This window comes from Flavobacterium calami (assembly GCF_038290035.1).
Classification (GTDB): Bacteria; Bacteroidota; Bacteroidia; order Flavobacteriales; family Flavobacteriaceae; genus Flavobacterium; species Flavobacterium calami.
Genome location: NZ_JBBYHS010000008.1, coordinates 17,254 through 35,963, shown reverse-complemented (window position 1 = coordinate 35,963; position 18,710 = coordinate 17,254). Strand labels below are relative to the sequence as shown.

12 protein-coding genes are annotated in these 18,710 nt (G+C 32.6%); 8 read left to right on the top strand and 4 right to left on the bottom strand.

Translation table 11 applies throughout. From position 1 onward, the window contains the following. Positions 1–83: 83 nt before the first annotated feature. Complete coding sequence (gene gltX / locus AAEO57_RS08475) at positions 84–1,589, bottom strand: glutamate--tRNA ligase (RefSeq protein WP_341691566.1); 1,506 nt, start codon at positions 1,587–1,589, stop codon at positions 84–86. A gap of 164 nt (positions 1,590–1,753) precedes the next feature. Here gltX and AAEO57_RS08470 point away from each other — a divergent pair, with 164 nt between their 5' ends. The 6 genes from AAEO57_RS08470 (at position 1,754) to AAEO57_RS08445 (ending at position 12,681) form a co-directional block, all read left to right on the top strand. Further along, a complete protein-coding gene (locus tag AAEO57_RS08470) occupies positions 1,754–5,140 on the top strand; it encodes a hypothetical protein (RefSeq protein WP_341691564.1) in 3,387 nt (1,128 codons plus the stop codon). After that, on the top strand, positions 5,137–5,556 hold the full coding sequence (gene ybeY, locus AAEO57_RS08465) for an rRNA maturation RNase YbeY (protein WP_341691562.1): 420 nt from the start codon (positions 5,137–5,139) through the stop codon (positions 5,554–5,556). The genes AAEO57_RS08470 and ybeY overlap by 4 nt, the downstream gene beginning before the upstream one ends. Before the next feature lie 556 nt (positions 5,557–6,112). Further along, on the top strand, positions 6,113–7,984 hold the full coding sequence (gene mnmG / locus AAEO57_RS08460) for a tRNA uridine-5-carboxymethylaminomethyl(34) synthesis enzyme MnmG (protein ID WP_341691560.1): 1,872 nt from the start codon (positions 6,113–6,115) through the stop codon (positions 7,982–7,984). Between the two features lie 434 nt (positions 7,985–8,418). Continuing rightward, a complete protein-coding gene (locus tag AAEO57_RS08455; RefSeq protein ID WP_341691558.1) occupies positions 8,419–9,267 on the top strand; it encodes a class I SAM-dependent methyltransferase in 849 nt (282 codons plus the stop codon). Positions 9,268–9,718: 451 nt separating this feature from the next. Further along, positions 9,719–10,297, top strand: coding sequence for an OmpH/Skp family outer membrane protein (locus AAEO57_RS08450; protein ID WP_341691556.1), 579 nt, complete (start codon positions 9,719–9,721; stop codon positions 10,295–10,297). A gap of 104 nt (positions 10,298–10,401) precedes the next feature. Further along, positions 10,402–12,681, top strand: coding sequence for a helix-turn-helix domain-containing protein (locus tag AAEO57_RS08445; protein ID WP_341691554.1), 2,280 nt, complete (start codon positions 10,402–10,404; stop codon positions 12,679–12,681). Positions 12,682–12,780: 99 nt separating this feature from the next. Here AAEO57_RS08445 and AAEO57_RS08440 read toward each other — a convergent pair whose 3' ends face one another. After that, positions 12,781–13,743 (bottom strand): HU domain-containing protein, encoded by a 963-nt coding sequence (locus tag AAEO57_RS08440; RefSeq protein WP_341691552.1) that lies wholly within the window; start codon positions 13,741–13,743, stop codon positions 12,781–12,783. A gap of 241 nt (positions 13,744–13,984) precedes the next feature. On the opposite strand from AAEO57_RS08440, the gene dprA reads away from it, so the two are divergent. Beyond that, the gene (gene dprA, locus AAEO57_RS08435) at positions 13,985–15,085 is read left to right on the top strand and encodes a DNA-processing protein DprA (protein WP_341691549.1); all 1,101 of its coding nucleotides are present in this window, start codon (positions 13,985–13,987) and stop codon (positions 15,083–15,085) included. Positions 15,086–15,163: 78 nt separating this feature from the next. Here dprA and trpS read toward each other — a convergent pair whose 3' ends face one another. Next, positions 15,164–16,138, bottom strand: a complete 975-nt coding sequence (trpS, locus tag AAEO57_RS08430; protein WP_341691547.1) for a tryptophan--tRNA ligase — start codon at positions 16,136–16,138, stop codon at positions 15,164–15,166. A 203-nt stretch (positions 16,139–16,341) separates the two neighbouring features. Here trpS and AAEO57_RS08425 point away from each other — a divergent pair, with 203 nt between their 5' ends. Then, complete coding sequence (locus AAEO57_RS08425; protein ID WP_341691545.1) at positions 16,342–17,106, top strand: lysophospholipid acyltransferase family protein; 765 nt, start codon at positions 16,342–16,344, stop codon at positions 17,104–17,106. 506 nt (positions 17,107–17,612) lie between these two features. On the opposite strand, the gene recA is transcribed toward AAEO57_RS08425, so the two are convergent. Further along, on the bottom strand, positions 17,613–18,620 hold the full coding sequence (recA, locus tag AAEO57_RS08420) for a recombinase RecA (protein WP_341691542.1): 1,008 nt from the start codon (positions 18,618–18,620) through the stop codon (positions 17,613–17,615). Positions 18,621–18,710 lie beyond the last annotated feature (90 nt).

The window sequence follows — 18,710 nt, the reverse complement described above, 5'->3', positions numbered from 1 at the left end:
GCTCAGCTTTATGAAACTTAAATTTTATACTATTTATATCATCAAGAAAAGCTTAATTCACTTAATATCTTAATGGTAATTTTTTACAAAGTAGAAATTGCTTTCTGAATTCTCGAAATAGTTTTTTCTTTCCCGATGATTTCAACAATGTCAAATAGGTGAGGACCTTTCAATGCTCCAACCAAACTTAAACGGAAAGGTTGCATTACTTTACCCATTCCGATTTCATTTTTAGTTAACCAATCTTTTACAATTGCTTCAATATTTGCAGAAGTAAAATCTTCGATATTTTCTAAAACAGAAATCAATTCCTGCATCAAAGTTGGAGTTTCTTCTTTCCAGTTTTTACCTGCTTTCTCATCATAAGATGTTGGAGCCTGGAAAAAGAAATCTGTTAGCTCCCAAAAATCAGAAACGAAATTGGCTCTTTCTTTAATTAAAGAAACGATTCTCGTAAGATCATATTTAGAAACATCAATACCTTTTTCTTCTAAAATAGGAGAGAAGGTTTTCACTAAATCACCATCATTTCGTTTGATTAAATATTGATGATTGAACCATTTAGCTTTTTCAATATCAAATCGAGCTCCTGCTTTATGCACTCTATTTAAATCAAATGCTTGACATAGTTCTTCTAATGAAAATAATTCTTTGTCTGTTCCGTCATTCCAGCCTATCATTGCTAGAAAGTTTATCATTGTTTCAGGAAAATATCCAGCTTGTTTATAACCAGATGAAACGCCTTCTTCTGTTTTCCATTCTAAAGGAAATACAGGGAATCCCATTTTGTCTCCATCTCTTTTTGATAATTTACCATTTCCAATTGGTTTTAAAATCAAAGGTAAATGAGCAAATTCTGGAGCTTCCCAACCAAATGCTTTGTATAATAAAACGTGAAGAGGCATAGATGGCAACCATTCTTCACCACGAATTACATGTGAAGTTTCCATCAAATGATCATCAACAATATTGGCTAAATGGTAGGTTGGCATTCCGTCACTTTTGAACAAAACTTTATCATCCAAAAGATTAGTTTCAAACTTAATATCGCCACGAATAATATCTTTCAAATGTAAAGTTTCATCAACCGGAGTTTTAAAACGGATTACATAATGTTCTCCATTTGCAATTCTTTTAGCAGTTTCTTCTTCAGAAATTACTAACGAAGTATCTAGTTTTTCACGGTTTGTATGATTGTAAATAAATGTTTTTCCTTCTGCTTCATGCTGTTTTCTATGAGCATCTAAAGATTCAGGAGTATCAAAAGCATAATATGCCCAGCCCGAATTGATCAGCTGATCTGCATATTGCTGATACAAATCTTTACGATCGCTTTGTCTGTACGGACCAAATTTTTCATTTTTTCCAACCGTTTCTTCAGGAGCAATTCCTAACCATTCCAGCGCTTCCATAATGTAAGCCTCTGCACCTGGAACAAAACGTGTCTGATCTGTATCTTCAATTCTCAGATAGAAAACACCGTTATGTTTCTTTGCAAATAAATAATTAAATAGGGCAGTACGAACTCCGCCAATATGTAATGGTCCAGTCGGACTTGGTGCAAAACGCACACGAACTTGCTTTGACATTTGTTTAAAATTTTGATGCAAAGATACAATATTAGTCAAAAGCCAAAAGTCGAAAGTCTGAAAGGTTTTAAGCTGTGTGCTAAACTTTTGACTTTCGACTTTTGGCTTTCAGACTTATTATTATAATTACTACTTTTATAGGTTATAATTAAAACAGATTTATTTTGAAAACATCATCTGCAATATATCAAAAGTTAGAGGCTTTCATTAAGAAATATTATGCCAACGAATTGATAAAAGGGATATTACTTTTTACTGGTTTTGGATTGTTGTATTTTCTTTTTACGCTTTTTATAGAATACTTTCTTTGGTTGAAACCTCTTGGAAGAACTTTTCTGTTTTGGTTATTTGTTGGAGTTGAAGTTTTCCTTTTAGTCCGTTTAATTCTGTTTCCGTTATTCAAATTATTCAAACTTCATAAGGGAATAGATTATACTCAGGCTTCAAAAATTATTGGAAATCATTTCACGGAAGTGAGCGATAAGCTGACGAACTTTTTACAATTGTCTTCTGAAAATAATGCTGAAAGTTCTGAATTGGTTTTGGCTTCAATAGAACAAAAAGCAAATTCACTACAACCAATTCCTTTTGGAAATGCAATCAATTTTAAAGCGAATAAAAAATATTTACCATTAGCTTTAGTTCCAATTTTGCTTTTTGCAGTGTTTTATATTTCTGGAAATAGCAATATTATTTCTCAAAGTTTGAATAGAGTAGTGCATTTCAATTCTGCTTTTTTACCACCAGCACCTTTCAAGTTTGTGGTTTTGAATTCTAATTTACAAGCTGAACAAAATAAAGATTTTGTGATCAAAATGGAATCTGTTGGAAACGTAGTTCCAGAAAATGTGATGATTCATATTGGAAATGAAAGCTATTTTATGGAATCTTCTCAACCTGGAAAGTTTGAGTTTAAAATTGAAAAACCTTCTGAAGATCTTCAGTTTTCTTTTGAAGGAAATTCAGTGGTTTCAGAAGAATATGAATTAAAAGTAATCACAGTTCCATCAATTGCAAACTTTGAAATGGTTTTGAATTTCCCTTCTTATCTAAAGAAAAAATCAGAAACAATTCAGGGAACTGGAAATGCAATTGTACCTGAAGGAACGACGGTAACTTGGAAAATGAATACCAAATCTACACAAGAAGTGGTATGGAAAAGAGAGAACGAAGTATTTAAGTTTAATAAAACAGAAAATGAGTTTAAATTGGCTAAAAATATTAGTCAAAATACAGAATATCAAATTCTTACGTCTAACGATAAGGTTAAAAACTACGAGAAATTAGATTATCAGCTGTCTGTAATCAAAGATCAGTATCCATCAATATCAGTTGGTCCTGCACCAGATAGTTTGAAGCTGGATAAAAACTATATTTTAGGAAGATTGGGTGATGATTACGGACTAGCAAAACTACAAATTGTATACTACGAGCGTAACAAACCTCAATCTGCAAAGCGTGGAAACATTCCTGTAAAGGCTGGCGTATTCGATCAGTTTGTTTTTAATTTTCCAAGCAACCTTCCGGTAGAAGAAGGAGTGTCTTATGAATACTATTTTGAAGTTTTTGATAACGATACACCTCATGGATTTAAGAGTACCAAGTCTTCTACATTTTCAGATCGTGTAGCAACAACAGATGAAATTCAGGATCAGGAATTACAACAGCAAAATCAAAACATCAATAGTTTATCTAAATCTTTGAAGAACCAAACGAAGCAGATTTCAGAGATGGATAAACTTCAGAATACCGGAAAAGAAAAAGATAATTTAGAGTTTAAAGACCAGCAGAAGATTAATGATTTTATCAAACGTCAAAAACAACAAGACGAAATGATGAAACAGTTTTCTGAAAAGATGAATCAGAACTTAGATAAATTTAAGGATGATAAGAAAGATAAAACTGCTGAAGATTTACAAAAGCGTTTGGATAATGCTCAAAAGGATTTAGAAAAGAATCAGAAATTATTAGACGAATTGAAGAACTTAAACGATAAATTAAACAGTGAAGAACTGTTTGATAAGATGGAAAAGTTCAAACAAATCAGTAAGAACCAATCTCGTAATTTAGAGCAATTGGTTGAGTTAACCAAACGTTTTTATGTTTCTAAGAAAGCAGAACAAGTTGCTGAGAAACTAAATAAATTATCAGAACAACAGGAACAATTGTCTAATAAAGAGAAAGAAAACACTAAAGAGAAGCAAGATGAAATCAATAAATCTTTTGATAAGATTCAGGAAGATTTAAAAGACTTGAAAGAAGAAAACAAGACTTTAAAGAAACCTTTAGATATTCCATCTGATGCTTCTAAAGAGAAAGAAGTAGACAATGATCTTAATAAAGCTTCTGAAGAATTGAGTAAAAAGAATACTTCCAGTGCTAAGCCAAAACAGAAAAGTGCGGCAAAGAAAATGAAGTCTATGGCTCAGGAAATGCAGAATGAAATGGAAGGCGGTGAGCAAGAACAGATGGAAGAAGATGTTGCAATGCTTCGTCAGATTCTGGATAATCTTTTAGCTTATTCTTTATCACAAGAAGACGTGATGAAACAGTTCAAAGCAATGAAATTAGGTTCCTCTACATTTACAAAGAACATCAAGATTCAGCAGAATTTGAAACAACAGTTTAGACATGTTGATGATAGTTTGTTTGCACTTTCATTACGTAACCCAAAGGTAGCAGAAGACGTAACTAAAGAAATTGGAAACGTACAATACAACATGGACAAAGCAATTGAAACTTTAACTGATGTTCAAATTCCTAGAGGAGTTTCACACCAACAATATGCTGTTTCATCTGCTAATAAGTTAGCCGATTTCTTGAGTGATCTATTAAATAATATGCAGATGTCTATGCCTAAACCAGGAGCTGGAAAACCAAAACCTGGTGACGGACCTGGAATGCAATTGCCAGATATTATTCAGAAACAAAAAGGTCTTGCCGATAAGATGAAAGAAGGAATGAAGTCAGGACAACAACAGGGAGATAAACCTGGTGAAGGTAAAGATGGAAAGTCTGGACAAGGACAAAGCGGGCAGGGTAAAGAAGGTCAAGGAAATAAAAATGGGGATAAAGGTTCTTCTGGTAAAGATGGTAAGAATGGAAAAGGAGAGAAGAATGGTAATGAAGGAGTCGATGGAGAAGGCGATGCAGAAGCTATTATGGAGATTTATAAAGAGCAAGTTAAACTTAGAGAAGCATTACAAAAAGAATTAGCAAAGAAAGGTTTTGATGCTCAAGGCAGATCTATCATAGATCAGATGAAGCAATCTGAAAAACAAATTTTAAATAAAGGTTTTAAGAATGAGAACTTACAGCGTATACTAAATATTCAACAAGAACTATGGAAATTAAACAATGCTGTTCAGCAACAAGGGCAAGATACGAAAAGACAATCTGAAACAAATAAGGCTGAATTCAGCAATCGTTCAAATGCTTTACCAAGTTCATTATTGGAATATTTAAACAGCGTTGAGATATTAAACAGACAATCACTACCTTTGCGCTCGAATTTTAATCAAAAAGTTCAGGAATACTTTAATACAAAATGATAAATTTTAATTACGAAACAGATTTTACTTTAGGAGACGAGCAGGCTTTTAGCGACTGGTTAAGTGCAGTAATTGTTTCTGAGAACAAGAATGAGGGAGAGATCAATTATATATTTTGTGATGATGAATATCTTCATAAAATCAATGTAGAATATTTAGATCATGACACTTTAACTGATATAATTAGTTTTGATTATTCAGTTGGCAACGAGTTGAATGGAGATATTTTTGTATCTATCGAACGTGTTGCAGACAATGCTAAAGATTTTAATGTTTCATTTACTGAAGAACTTAAAAGAGTATTATCTCATGGTATTCTACATTACTGTGGATACAAAGATAAGTCAGAGGAAGAAGCTCAATTAATGAGACAAAAGGAAGAAGAGAAAATGAAGATGTTTCACGTGGAACAGTAATTAAATCTCTTTTTTTGTATAAATGTTCCACGTGAAACATTTTGGTTTTTGATTTTTTAAACGTTCCACGTGAAACATGTTTAAATAGGGTAATTGAATTTTTATAACGTTCCACGTGGAACGTTATAAAAGAGCTTAAATAAAAGATTAAATCGTTCCACGCGGAACGATTTTTAGGTTTGAATTTTAAAGAGAAAGAGAAAGATGTTTTATATGGAACATGGTTTAAAAATAATCTTTGAGAATTTAGAATGAAAGTTTAGAATGAAAGTTTAAAAATGTTTCACGTGAAACATTTTTGCCGAATATTCAGATTTGGATGTTCTGTTTTAAAAGTTCTGATTTGAAAGTTCTGATTTGAATGAAGTGAAATGTTTCACGTGAAACATTTTCATTGATATCAGAATTTGAGAAATCCAGTTGGCACGTTTTGGTTTGAACTTGAAACCTGAAACTTCAAACTTGAAACAAAATAAAAAGTTCCACGTGGAACAAGTAAGAAATAAATTTAATTCTGAAAACCGCGTTAGCGGTTTTTGGAGAATAATAAAACAAAATGTTTTTAGAAGAATACGATGTTATTGTGGTTGGTGCAGGCCATGCTGGTTCTGAAGCTGCGGCTGCGGCTGCAAATTTGGGATCGAAAACTTTATTGGTTACAATGAGTTTGCAGAACATAGCACAGATGTCTTGTAATCCTGCGATGGGTGGAATTGCAAAAGGACAGATTGTTCGAGAAATTGATGCACTTGGAGGATATTCAGGAATTGTTTCAGATAAAACTGCCATTCAGTTTAAGATGCTGAACAAATCAAAAGGACCTGCAATGTGGTCGCCAAGAGTTCAAAGTGATAGAATGCGTTTTGCTGAAGAATGGAGAATGATGTTGGAGGCAACTCCAAATCTTGATTTTTATCAGGAGATGGTTAAAGGGTTAATTATTGAAGACGGAAAGATAAAAGGAATTAGAACTTCGCTTGGCGTGGAGATTCGTTCCAAATCTGTTGTTTTGACAAATGGTACTTTTTTGAATGGTTTAATTCATATCGGAGAAAAACAATTCGGAGGAGGAAGAGCAGGAGAAAGTGCTGCAACAGGAATTACCGAAGATTTGATCCAAGCAGGCTTTGAAGCTGGAAGAATGAAAACAGGAACGCCACCTCGAGTAGATGGACGTTCTTTAGATTATTCTAAAATGAATGAAGAAAAAGGAGATGCAAAGCCAGATAAGTTTTCTTATTCAGATTTGACAGCTCCGTTAACGCATCAGCGTTCTTGTTACATGACCTATACTTCGTTGAACGTTCATGATATTTTGAGAGAAGGTTTTGATCGTTCTCCAATGTTCAACGGGAGAATTAAAAGTTTAGGTCCAAGATATTGTCCTTCTATTGAAGATAAAATAAATCGTTTTGCAGATAAAGAACGTCATCAACTTTTTGTTGAGCCAGAAGGATGGAATACTTGTGAAGTTTATGTAAACGGATTTTCAACTTCGCTTCCAGAAGATATCCAATTTAAAGCACTTCGTTCTGTAGCAGGTTTTGAAAATGTGAAATTCTTTAGACCTGGTTATGCGATCGAATATGATTTCTTTCCACCAACTCAATTAAAGCATACTTTAGAAACGAAATTAGTTGAAGGGTTATATTTCGCTGGTCAGATTAATGGAACAACTGGATATGAAGAAGCAGCTTCTCAAGGCTTGATGGCTGGAATAAATGCACACTTAAAAGTGCACGAAAAGGATCCATTAATTTTAAAACGTGATGAAGCATACATTGGAGTTCTAATTGATGACTTGATTACAAAAGGAACTGAAGAACCATATCGTATGTTTACATCAAGAGCAGAATATAGAACATTGTTGCGTCAAGATAATGCCGATTTCAGATTGACTCCAATGTCATTTGAAATTGGTTTAGCTTCTGAAGATCGTTTACGAAGAATGGAAAAGAAATTGAACGAATCTGAAAAGATGGTTCAGTTCTTCAAAGAAACAAGTGTTACGATCGCCGAAACAAATCCTATTTTGGAAGCGAAAGAATCTGCACCAATTTCTCAAGGAGACAAAATGTTCAAGATTTTTTCTCGTCCGCAAATTGAATTAGAGGATATGTTGAAATTCGATAAAGTTTCAGCGTATATCGAAGAGAATAATCTGGATGAAGAAATTGTAGAGCAAGCGGTAATTCAGGTGAAATATTCTGGATATATCGAAAAGGAAAGAAATAATGCAGATAAGCTAAATCGTTTGGAAGAAGTAAAAATACCAGACAATTTCGATTATAATAAAATCAAATCAATGTCTATTGAAGCAAAACAGAAATTAAGCAAGATTCGTCCTGTGACCATTTCTCAAGCTTCAAGAATAAGCGGAGTATCACCAAGTGATATTTCTGTGCTTTTGATTTATATGGGAAGGTAAAAAAAGTTTTCACTCTCAGTTTTCAGCTTCCTGTTTTTACTAAGACTGTAAACTAAGACTGTAAAATTTTTAATGTTCCACGTGAAACTTTTTTGATTTATATTTTGGAATTGATTATAAATCTAAAATGTAAAGTCAGAAATCTAAAATTGTTGCTGTTCCACGTGAAACCTTTTGCTGGGAAAAGAGTGATTTTTTGAAATAATTTGAATTATCAATGTTTTCTGATGCAAACAAAAATTAGATTCGAAAAGGATATTGTTTTGCAAAGAGATGAATAAGGTAGATTTGCAATTATGATGAAATTATCAATTTTGAAGGAATAAAAAAGGAATTTAGAATAATAAAAGAAAAAATAAAAAAATCCTAAAAACGATAAAATTCCGTTTTTAGGATTTGCTATAAATTAAACCCAATATCTATAAAATTTAAAAATGAACGTTTTAAATAAAAAACATTTTCTTACGGTAAAAGACCATTCTGTTTCAAAAGAAATTTTTGATTTGTACTACGATGAAGAATTAGATATGCTAATTACTTCGCCACAGCCCGAACTTCAAAATTTGGGTAAATATTACGAAAGTGAAGATTACATTTCACATACAGATAACAAACGTTCGTTATTTGAAAAAGCATATCACTTTGTAAAAAATATTGCGCTTAAGAACAAATTGAATTTAATTAATAGCGAGCAAACGCAAAAAGGCAAACTTTTAGATATTGGAGCTGGTACCGGAGATTTTTTATTGACTGCAAAAAATGACGGATGGAACGTAATTGGAGTTGAACCGAGCGACCGTGCAAAAAATATTGCAAAGCAAAAAGGAATTTCATTTGTTGAAGAAATCAATGAACTTGAAAATAATTCTTTTGACGTAATTACAATGTGGCATGTTCTTGAACACGTTCCAAATTTAGAATTGCAAATCCGGGAATTGAAGAGTTTATTAAAGCCAACTGGAACATTAATTATTGCGGTTCCAAATTTCAAATCCTATGATGCAAAACATTATGGTGAATTTTGGGCAGCTTTTGACGTGCCGATTCATTTTTGGCATTTTTCCAAAAAAGCGATAAAATGTCTCTTCGAAAAAGTAGACATGAAATTGGAAAAAGTACTTCCTATGAAATTTGATTCATTTTATGTGAGTCTTCTTTCTGAAAAATATAAAACCGGAAAAATGAATTTTATCAAAGCATTTTTTATCGGTTTAAAATCAAATTTTAAAGCATCGGGAACAAAAGAGTATTCGTCTCACATTTATGTGCTAAAAAACAGCTAAAACGCAAAATAAGCGCATTTAAGACCCTTTTTTTGGTTTAAATAGGGTTTTGGTTGTTTGTTTCAAGAAAAGAGCTCTCGGAAAAGCTATAAAAGTCATTTTTAATAGTGATATTTTATAACTTTTTTTGTACCTATAAAGAAAAATAATACCTGAAATTATTGCTCTTTTTAGGTTTTTTTCGGGTTTATTATAAATTCAATTTTTATGAATTTATTAATATAAAAAAAAGTATAAATATTGATTCATTTCAGGCATTATAAAAAAATGAAATTTTGAAAATATATAGATTCGGATTTTTTATTTGTTCTTGTTACAAACTGTGAAAATTTGAGAATATTAGATTTTTAATTTTTTACCTCAAAAAAACAGCATTTTTTAAACTTTATGTGGATGCTATTTATTTTTTTATATTTTTGTCTTTCATACATAAAAAAATAGAATTCAGAAAATGAAAAAAGCATTAGTAATTATCGCGCTTTCGGTTTTGGTTGTTTCATGTAATAAAACAGCTGAAGTAAAGGAAGTAAAAACAGCTTACGTAGATACTTCGGTTTTGATGAAAGAGTACACTGAAGCTAAAGACTTAGAAGCAAAATACAAAGCACAATCAGAAGAAAAAGGAAGACAACTACAAGCTGAAATAAACCGCTTTAGACAAGATGCTGCAAATTTTCAAAGTCAGGCTCAGGCCAATGGTCAGCAATGGGCTCAGCAAAGAGGTGCTGAATTACAAAAAAGAGAACAGCAATTGGGTTATGCCCAACAACAATTAGCACAGCAATTACAGCAGGAGAGTGGTGTTGAAATGGATTCTCTTGTAAGCGGAGTGAAGAAATTCATCAAAGAGTATGGTAAGAAAAACGGATATTCTTATATTTACGGAACAGGCGATGCTGCAACAGTATTATACGCAGAAGATAAGTATGATATTACAAAGGAAATAGTTAAAGCTTTGAATGACAAGTATAAAGCACAACCAAAAACAGATAAAGCCCCTGCTAAAGAAGGTGAAGAGGCTAAAAAATAAATGCCAAAATAACTAACCATTTAAAAACCTAAATCTAAACTAAACAGATTTAGGTTTTTTTATTTTATAAAAATGCGATACTTTTAGTTTTCAATACGCGCCCAATGCAAAACGTCTCAGAAGCAGCTGCTTACACCTTACAATTTATTAATCAAACGCAAAGATCTATATTCCTGACAGGCAAAGCAGGTACAGGAAAAACAACTCTTTTGCGTGAAATCATTGCAACTACACATAAAAATACTGTTGTTGTTGCCCCAACGGGTATTGCTGCCCTTAATGCCGGAGGTGTTACGATTCATTCCATGTTTCAATTGCCTTTTTCTGCTTTTATTCCATCTCATGGAGAAAGTTCTAAGTTTACAGAAACTGTTAAATTTGAAAACAAAGAATCTTTGCGTCGTCATTTCAAAATGAATAATGTGAAGCGTAATGTAATTCGAAATATGGAATTGCTAATAATTGATGAAGTAAGTATGCTTCGTGCCGATCTGCTTGATGCTATTGACTTTATGATGCAGACGGTTCGTAGGAATACGCAGGCTTTTGGAGGTGTTCAGGTGCTTTTTATTGGCGATTTACTGCAATTGCCACCTGTAATCCGGGATGAAGAATGGCGAACTTTGCGTAATTACTACAAAGGAAAATTCTTTTTTCATTCACATGTTATTCAGCAAAATCCGCCGCTATATATTGAATTATCAAAGATTTACCGTCAAACAGATGATTCATTTATCTCAGTTTTAAATAATCTTCGCAACAATACAATTACATCCGAGGATATTCAGGTTTTAAATCAATATGTAAAACCTGATTTTGACTTAAAACTTAATCCGGGTTATATTACATTAACCACACACAATGCAAAAGCTGATTCAATTAATGAACAGGCAATCAATGATTTATCAGGAAATGAATATAATTATCAGCCTTTTATTGTTGGGGATTTTCCTGAAAAAATATTCCCGGTTGAGGAAAACCTGAAGTTAAAAGTTGGGGCACAGGTTATGTTTGTTAAAAATGATCTGTCTTTTGACAAAAGGTATTTTAACGGAAAAATGGGTGTTATAAAATCGCTTTCACCAGAAGAAATTTTTGTTCATTTTCCGGAAGAAAATAAAACTATCGAAGTAGAGAAGTACGAATGGAAAAATATTCGCTATAAAATAAATGAACTTACAAAAGAAATAGAAGAAGAGGTTTTAGGAACATTTGCACATTATCCACTTAAACTAGCCTGGGCGATTACAGTACATAAAAGTCAGGGATTAACCTTTGAGAAAGCTGCGCTCGATGTATCGCAAGTTTTTCTTCCCGGACAGGCCTATGTAGCCCTTTCACGTTTAACGTCTTTAAAAGGGCTTATTTTGCTTTCTCCGATGCGAATGAATGGTATTTCGAATGATCTCGATGTAATGGATTATGCTTTAAACAAAGCAACTGAAGACGATCTCAAAAATTCACTTCATTTTGAAACCAAGAATTTCATTCATAACTATTTGATTAACAGTTTTAACTGGATAGATTTGGCACAAGAGTGGCGCAATCACCGATTTAGTTACAATGAAAATGCATCCGGATCAGAAAAAGCAAAGCATTCTCTTTGGGCGTATAAGCGTTTGGATTCTATTGAAATGCTGGCAAATCATTCGCAAAAATTTGTTGTTCAGCTCAATAAAATCTTTACTGCAGAAACAGTTGATTTGTTATTTGTGAAAGAAAGGGTAGAGGCTGCTTATGATTATTTCTTCAAGCCAATGGATAAACTGGTTACAGATATTTTACAAAAAATGGCTGAAATTCAAAAATTTAAAAAAGTAAAAGAATTTTATGAAGAATTAGCTTTTTTGGATGATTTACAGACGAAAGCTGTTTTACGTTTAATGAAAGCTAAATTATTAATTGAAATAATGGTTTCCCGTGAAACAGTGTGCAAAGAGAAACTAACTTCTCCTGCTATAAAAAATTATAAATCGGATAAAGTTTCAAAAATCAGAGAAGACTTTAAAATGACCAATACCGATATGTTTCAGGTCGATGAACCCATGATAAGGTATTCATCAAAAAAGGTCGCTAAAAACGATGAAAAAGGCCCAAAAAAGACTACTGTTGAGGAAACGCACGATTTATGGTTAGAAAAAAATTCAGTTGAAGACATTGCCCGTATTCGAAAGCTTTCAGTTCAAACCATAGAAACTCATTTGGTAAAGTTAATTCAGGCCAAAAAAATAGAAATTTCAGATGTTTTGCCTTATGATAAAATTCTTGCTTTGCGTGAAGCTTTTCAATTTTATCAGGAAGAATCTTTAGGACCTTTAAAGGATAAATATGGAGAAGAATTTACATGGGATGAGCTTAAAATGTTCAAAGCCAGTATAAATTAATTTCTAGAACGAAATTGATATAAAAAAATTATGTAAAATAGGGTTTTATTATGTCGGAAAGTAAAAAATCCTATTCGTTTTGAATAGGATTTTTTTGTTTTATAGGTTTTCGATTAAAATCCAGGCATCAGGATTTTCAGCTTTTCGAATTTCTTTTTGTGCATTTTCAGCCTCACGCATAGTAGTATAACTTCCATATAAAACTGGAAATAGACCATGTTTGTTTTCGCCTAGCATTCGGGCTTCATAACCATTTTTAATTAATTGATTGTAAGCTTTTCGTGCATTCGCTTCGCTTCTGAAAGCGCCTGCAATAATGTGATAAGGCATTGTTTTTTCAACTGTTTCTGTTTTTGAAGTATCAACAGAAAGTGTTACTGCCGGCATTGGATTCTGAATCAGGAAAGTAGCTTCCTGAATTTTATTCTGTACTTTTTTCTGAACAGAACTTTCGACAACTAATGTTTCTGCAGCAATTTGCTTTTGATATAAAGGGTATCCAATACTTCCTGTTATTCCAAGTGCCAGCACAAAGATAGCTGCATATTTCAAATAAGAATTGGAAGATTTTCTCTCCTCATTTTCGTATAATTGAACAGGCTGTTTCTTTTCAATTCTTTCGATTTCTTTTTCAAAAATTTCTCTCTTTACCAATGGGGAAACGAAAGGGCTCAATCCGAAAGATCCTGATAAATAATTGTTTTGCTGATTTGGACTGAAAACTAATTTATTATCATTATTTAAACGGATTTCTCCAATATTTTTCAAATACAATATACCATTCTCTTCTAATTCTTTTTGCCAGTTCAAAACTTCAAAAGTGATGGAACTTACAGCAAAACCATAAGATGTTTTTTCAGCATTTGCTATATGATTTGCCAGCAAACCGTCATTGTTTTTGATTTGACTGTTAAAAGAGATCAATTTTTTAGGAGGAAAAAACGAATTTGTGCTTTCATTTAGCTGTGCCGGCTGAACTTCGGTTAAAAAGGCACCAAATCCTGGGACCGTTACACACTGATAACGATATAATAACTGCGAGATGTATGTTTCGATTTTCATAATAACAAAGTTATACATACAATATAGTTATCAAAAATTTATTCACAATTTTTATTAACAATCGAATATATTTTATAGATAATTGATATTTAGTAATTTAAATATTTTATTATTCTATCAAGAACATATTTAATGACTCAAAATTTTATTTTTTGAAAGAATTTACTTCTATTTGTATTTTTGTTTTTTATATGAAGAAATCCTGTTTATTAAAAATACCTTCCTCAGAAAATTATAAGCCATGACAGAACAAGATTTATTTTATTTATTAGCCTTGCTCAGAGTTGAAGGTGTTGGAGATATAATGGCCAAAAAACTATTAGCAAATTTTGGAAATGCTGAAAATATCTTCAAGGCAAAGAATAGTCAGATTGCTGCTGTAGATGGTGTTGGGGCAGTATTATTGAAAAATCTAAAGGATAAAACTGTTTTTGAAAAGGCAAGTCAGGAACTGAAATTCATCGAGCAAAACAATATTAGAACATCTTTCTTTCAGGAAGAAAATTATCCTGAGCGGCTGAAACATTGTATTGATTCTCCTGTTTTAATTTTTTCTGCAGGGAATATAAATTTACATAACAATAGAATAATCAGTATTGTAGGTACGAGACAAATAACGTCTTACGGAATTGAATTTTGCAGAAATTTAATAGAAGATCTTGCACCTTTAAATCCTGTAATTGTGAGCGGCTTTGCGTATGGGGTTGATATCGTGGCACATCAGCTAGCGATGGAAAATGACTTACAAACTATTGGAGTTCTGGCTCATGGCTTAAATCAAATTTACCCCAAAGCGCATAAAAAATATATGGCTAAAATGGAGGAAAATGGCGGTTTTATAACAGAGTTTTGGAGCTCAACGAATCCTGATAAAGAAAATTTTGTAAGACGTAACAGAATCGTCGCAGGCATGTCTGAGGCAACAATTGTAATTGAATCTGCAGATAGGGGTGGTTCGCTAATTACAGCCAATATTGCAAATGATTATAACCGTGATGTTTTTGCTGTCCCGGGTCGTGTAACAGACAAATACAGTCAGGGTTGCAATCAATTGATAAAAACTCAGAAAGCGAATGTACTAACCAGCGCTGCCGATTTGGTTTATATGCTTAATTGGGATATAAAAAGTGAGATAAAACCAGTTCAAAAACAATTATTTGTAGATTTAGAACCTGATGAACAAAAGATTTATGATTTTCTACTAAAAAATGGTAAAGAATTGCTTGATATTATTGCGCTTCAATGTGAGTTACCAATTTATAAAATATCAGGGATGTTATTAAATATGGAGTTGAAAGGTGTCATTAGACCATTGCCTGGGAAATTGTTTGAGGCGATATAAATTCAAAAAATTACCACGAATTACAAATGTTTTTCTTCTATTGATTAATGAAGATTTTAATGTAATTCGTGATAAAAATTATTTTTCAAATCCCAGAGTTTCTCTCACTTTTGCTAAAACGCCATCAGCAACAACAGAAGCTTTGGCTGCACCTTTCTTCAATAAAGAATCAACTTCGTCAAGGTTGTTAATATAGTAATTGTATTTTTCTCTTTCATTTTTGAATTTCTCTGTAATCAGTTCAAACAAAGCTTGTTTGGCATGCCCGTAACCGTAATTTCCTCCTAGATAATTCGCTCTCATTTCGGCTGTTTGAGTTTCACTTGCCAATAAAGAATAGATAGCAAAAGCATTACAGGTATCCGGATTTTTTGGAGCTTCAAGCGGAGTACTGTCAGTTTCAATGCTCATTACCTGTCTGCGTAAAGCTCTATCGTCCAAAAAAATATTGATGATATTATTCGCAGACTTACTCATTTTACCTCCGTTTGTTCCCGGAATTAGCATGATATTTTCCTGAATTTTGGCTTCCGGAAGCACGAAGGTTTCGCCCATTTGATGATTGAAACGAGAAGCTACATCACGAGTAATTTCAAGATGCTGTAATTGATCTTTTCCAACCGGAACAAATTCGGCATCATACAATAAAATATCAGCAGCCATTAGCATCGGATATGTAAAAAGTCCCGCATTAACATCATCCAAACGATCCGATTTATCTTTGAAAGAATGTGCTAAAGTCAAACGTTGATATGGAAAAAAACAGCTCAAATACCAGGTTAATTCAGCTGTTTGAGTCACATCTGACTGTCTGTAGAATGTAACTTTATCAGGATTTAAACCGCAGGCAAGCCATGCTGCTGCAGTACTGTAAGTGTTTTCTCTTAGCGTTTTACCATCTTTAATTTGTGTAATAGAATGTAAATCAGCTATAAACAAATACGATTCGTTTGCCGGATTATTTGATAATTCAATTGCCGGTATAATTGCTCCTAACAAGTTTCCTAAGTGTGGTGTTCCGGTACTCTGAACGCCGGTAAGTATTTTTGCCATTCTGGTTTCTTATTTCTAATTGCAAAGTTCGCAAACTTTTTTGCAAAGCACGCAAGGTTTATTTTTTTTCTTATGCAAAAAATAGAAAGTTTTCTAAAAGTTCTTCCAGATTTTAGTTTTTTATTTTCATAAAAGACAAAATATTCTAAAAATCTTGTTGTCCAAAAATCCATAATCACAACTGTTTTCTTACATTTGAAGCTATGAAAGTTTTAAAAATTATTTTTTGGATTTTATGGCGCATTTGGTTTTACATCCTAATGGCCATTCCAATATTGATTATGCTGCCATTTTTACTGGCTTCAATTATAACTGAAAGCGGTTATCCGTATTTCTTTAAAATGGCCCGTATTTGGGCTAAATTCATTCTTTTTGGTATGGGTTTTTATTATAAAATCGAACGTTTACAAAAACTCGAAAAAGGTAAAAGTTACATGATTGTAGCCAATCATACCTCAATGACAGACATTATGCTGATGCTTGCCATTGTAAAAAATCCGTTTGTTTTTGTTGGAAAAAAAGAACTTGTAAAGATTCCTTTATTTGGATTTTTCTATAAAAGAACCTGTATTTTAGTGGACAGAAATTCTTCTAAAAGTAAAAACGAAGTGTTCAAAAGAGCCCAAAGCAGACTAAATAAAGGTTTGAGTATCTGTATTTTTCCTGAAGGGGGAGTCCCGGATGACGAATCTATTTTGCTTGATGAATTCAAAGACGGCGCTTTTAGACTCGCAATCGATCATCAAATCCCAATTGTACCTATTGTTTTTGCGGATAATAAAAAGCGATTTTCCTATACTTTTTTAAGTGGAAGTCCAGGTAAGATGAGGGTCAAAATTTTACCATTTATTGAAACCAAAGGTCTTACATCCGAAAACAGGAAAGATCTTCGTGATCAAACCAGACAACTGATTTATAAAGGATTACTTGAGTTTAAAAAAACAAAAAAGATTCTTAAAACCAATTAAATAATAAACCCGGCATGTTCATTTTGAATTTGCCGGGTTTAATTTTGAATTAAAAACCCCTTTTTATTCAAAATTTATCTGTGAATTATTTTTTCTGAAATAAATCGTAGTATTTTCTTTAATCTCAATTTGGTTTTTCTCCGGTTTATTTTCAACATAATTTTCATGATTAAAATAGTAACGGTTGATAACAGTGCGTTTGAATTAAAAATCTCAAATTGTCAATATTATTATAAAACGAAAAATGGTTCCCTAAAAACCTGAAAATTGCTTAAAACCTAATAAAAACCCGTTAGCACGAAACTAACTAACGGATTTTTATAACCAACCAAATTTATTCTAAAAAGTTTTCGAATAGTATTATGACAAAATACATATCGAAGTTTACGTTACCTATTAGATTATAAATTTTCAAAAAGGTTGCGTCTTTAATTAAAAAAAATAAAAAACCCAACAGATTTAAAATCTGTTGGGTTATAAGATGTTAATTTTGAGAATATTATAAATTAAGCATTTGCTAATTCTTTCATGTATTCTTTTATTTTTACTTCTAATTCTTCAGCTAATTCAGGATTATCTTTAATCAAAGTTTTAACCGCATCACGTCCTTGTCCTAGTTTGGTTTCTCCATAGCTAAACCATGATCCGGCTTTTTTAACTATATCAAATTCAACAGCTAAATCAAGGATTTCTCCCGTTTTAGATACACCTTCACCGTACATAATGTCAAATTCTGCCGTTTTAAATGGAGGTGCAACTTTGTTTTTGACAATTTTCACCTTAGTTCTGTTTCCAATTACGTTTTCACCATCTTTGATTTGTGCAGAACGACGAATATCTAAACGTACAGAAGCATAAAATTTCAATGCATTACCTCCGGTTGTCGTTTCTGGGTTTCCAAACATCACCCCTATTTTTTCTCTCAATTGATTGATAAAGAAAACAGTACAGTTTGTTTTACTGATAGTTCCGGTAAGTTTTCTCAAAGCCTGTGACATCAATCTTGCATGAAGCCCCATTTTTGAATCTCCCATTTCTCCTTCAATTTCACTCTTTGGAGTTAATGCTGCAACAGAGTCTATTACAACAATATCTATAGCCCCGGAACGTATAAGGTTTTCTGCAATTTCTAAAGCTTGTTCCCCATTATCTGGTTGTGAAATGATCAGGTTTTCGATATCCACACCTAATTTTTCAGCATAATTTCGGTCAAAAGCATGTTCAGCATCTATAAAAGCAGCGATTCCGCCTGCTTTTTGTGCTTCTGCAATTGCATGCAAAGTTAGTGTGGTTTTACCAGACGATTCCGGACCGTATATTTCAATTATTCTTCCTTTTGGATAACCATTTACTCCAAGAGCTAAGTCAACACCAAGTGAACCAGAAGAAATTGTTTCAACTTCTACAATGGCTTTGTCGCCCATTTTCATTACGGTTCCTTTTCCGTAGGTCTTATCAAGTTTATCAAGCGTAAGTTGTAACGCTTTTAATTTAGCATCTTTGTCTGAACTCATTTTCTTTTATCTAAAATGTTATAATTTTTTTCTTTTTCTTAGTAAATCAGATTGTTAACAGCACTGATTTGGTTTTTTGGAAGACTTATA

Coding starts and splice junctions, on each gene's coding strand:
- recA (WP_341691542.1), bottom strand. CDS start 18,620: ATGAGTTCAGACAAAGATGCTAAATTAAAAGCGTTACAACTTACGCTT.
- mnmG (WP_341691560.1), top strand. CDS start 6,113: ATGTTTTTAGAAGAATACGATGTTATTGTGGTTGGTGCAGGCCATGCT.
- AAEO57_RS08445 (WP_341691554.1), top strand. CDS start 10,402: ATGCAAAACGTCTCAGAAGCAGCTGCTTACACCTTACAATTTATTAAT.
- AAEO57_RS08455 (WP_341691558.1), top strand. CDS start 8,419: ATGAACGTTTTAAATAAAAAACATTTTCTTACGGTAAAAGACCATTCT.
- AAEO57_RS08425 (WP_341691545.1), top strand. CDS start 16,342: ATGAAAGTTTTAAAAATTATTTTTTGGATTTTATGGCGCATTTGGTTT.
- trpS (WP_341691547.1), bottom strand. CDS start 16,138: ATGGCAAAAATACTTACCGGCGTTCAGAGTACCGGAACACCACACTTA.
- dprA (WP_341691549.1), top strand. CDS start 13,985: ATGACAGAACAAGATTTATTTTATTTATTAGCCTTGCTCAGAGTTGAA.
- AAEO57_RS08440 (WP_341691552.1), bottom strand. CDS start 13,743: ATGAAAATCGAAACATACATCTCGCAGTTATTATATCGTTATCAGTGT.
- ybeY (WP_341691562.1), top strand. CDS start 5,137: ATGATAAATTTTAATTACGAAACAGATTTTACTTTAGGAGACGAGCAG.
- AAEO57_RS08450 (WP_341691556.1), top strand. CDS start 9,719: ATGAAAAAAGCATTAGTAATTATCGCGCTTTCGGTTTTGGTTGTTTCA.
- gltX (WP_341691566.1), bottom strand. CDS start 1,589: ATGTCAAAGCAAGTTCGTGTGCGTTTTGCACCAAGTCCGACTGGACCA.